Origin of the sequence: Fictibacillus sp. NRS-1165 (assembly GCF_050468105.1) — a bacterium.
Taxonomy (GTDB): Bacteria; Bacillota; Bacilli; order Bacillales; family Fictibacillaceae; genus Fictibacillus_C; species Fictibacillus_C terrinigri.
The window spans coordinates 1-1570 of record NZ_JBDPNU010000133.1; the positions used below are offsets into that span (position 1 = coordinate 1).

2 protein-coding genes are annotated in these 1570 nt (G+C 39.4%); both read left to right on the forward strand.

The window, feature by feature from the left end; all coding sequences use genetic code 11:
• Positions 1-679, forward strand: a 679-nt coding sequence (locus ABHN01_RS25025; protein WP_429877794.1) for a spore germination protein, incomplete at its 5' end; no start/stop codon positions are given.
• A 24-nt stretch (positions 680-703) separates the two neighbouring features.
• Positions 704-1570, forward strand: an 867-nt coding sequence (locus ABHN01_RS25030; protein WP_429877795.1) for a GerAB/ArcD/ProY family transporter, incomplete at its 3' end; no start/stop codon positions are given.

The window sequence follows — 1570 nt, forward strand, 5'->3', positions numbered from 1 at the left end:
TTATTTTATTACCTGGCATATTGCATCTTTTTTTCGTTTGCTGCGACTGTTTTCAGTTATGTTTTCTGTCTTGTCTTCACCGATTTATGTAGCAGTACTGACCTACCATTATCAAATGATACCCAAAGACCTTTTAAGTCCATTAATTGCCTCACGCAGCGGAATCCCCTTTCCGCCAATAATGGAAGCGATCATATTGGAGTTAACCATCGAGCTCTTAAGGGAGGCAGGTGCCCGGCTTCCTACAAAAGTAGGACAAACGATTGGTATCGTTGGAGGTATTGTTATTGGAACCGCGGCTGTGGAAGCAGGACTGACTAGTAATGTCCTCCTTATCATTGTAGCTTTAGCTGCACTCGCTTCCTTTACAACCCCTGTCTACCAAATGAGTAATACGATTCGTATTATCCGCTTTCCTTTTTTATTGGCGGCTCAGTTTTGGGGCATTGTAGGGGTGAGCATGTGTTTTGGTTTCTTTCTTTCCCACTTATTGAAACTGACTTCGTTAGGACGGCCCTATGTCGGTCCGGTATACCCATTGCGTTTAAAAGATCTAAAAGACTCTTTGTACCGGCTGCCTTTTGAAAAACTAAGCAGAAGACCGATGCAGCTTCTCCCTGAAGACCCTATTCGATTTAATAAAACAAGAGCTGAAAAAAAGCAAGATATTGATGAATAACTATCCTAAGCGGGTGATCTTTAAATGCTTCCGTTGCCTAGAGAAAATCAAAAAGTATCCCCATATTTTGTATTTTATTTAATTCATTCTACACAAATTGGTGTCAGTATACTTGGATTCGAGAGATATATTGCAAAAGATGCTGGTTATGATGCTTGGATTTCGATCATTATCTCTGGTGTGTCCATAAACATGCTGATTTGGATCATTTATCAAATCTTAAACAAAGGTAAAAATGATCTGGCAGCCATACACATGGATTTATTCGGAAAAACGGTAGGAAGATTGATGAATTTGTACTTTGTAGTTTATTTCACTCTGTTTGCTATAACCATACTTCGAACATACCTGGAAGTCATCCAAGTCTGGGTGTTCCCTCAACTGAACCTTTGGATCTTTACCCCTGTTTTCTTGCTTTTAATGTATTCATTCATCGTTGGCGGATTCCGGGTGGTGACTGGTATTTCCTTCTTATCTGTCATATATGGCTTACCTTTAATACTGCTTTTTTGGTTTCCGTTACAACAAGCGGATTTTTCCAACGTATTTTTAAAAATAGATCATAATTTAACGGAATTGCTAAAGGGTTCGAAAACGATGAGCCTGGGGTTTCTCGGCTTTGAACCGTTATTCTTATTTTATCCTTTTATAAAAAACGCAGAAACATCCCAGAAATGGGCACATTTTGGAGTAATCTTCAGTATCCTCCTCTACCTCACAACGGCACTTGTTACGTTTTTTTACTTTAGCAAAGAACAACTGACTCACACGATCTGGGCAACTCTTACATTATGGAAAATTGTCGATCTGCCTTTTATCGAACGATTTGAATATGTAGGGATAGCGATATGGGTTTTCGTGGTGATTCCTAACCTGTGCCTTACCGTATGG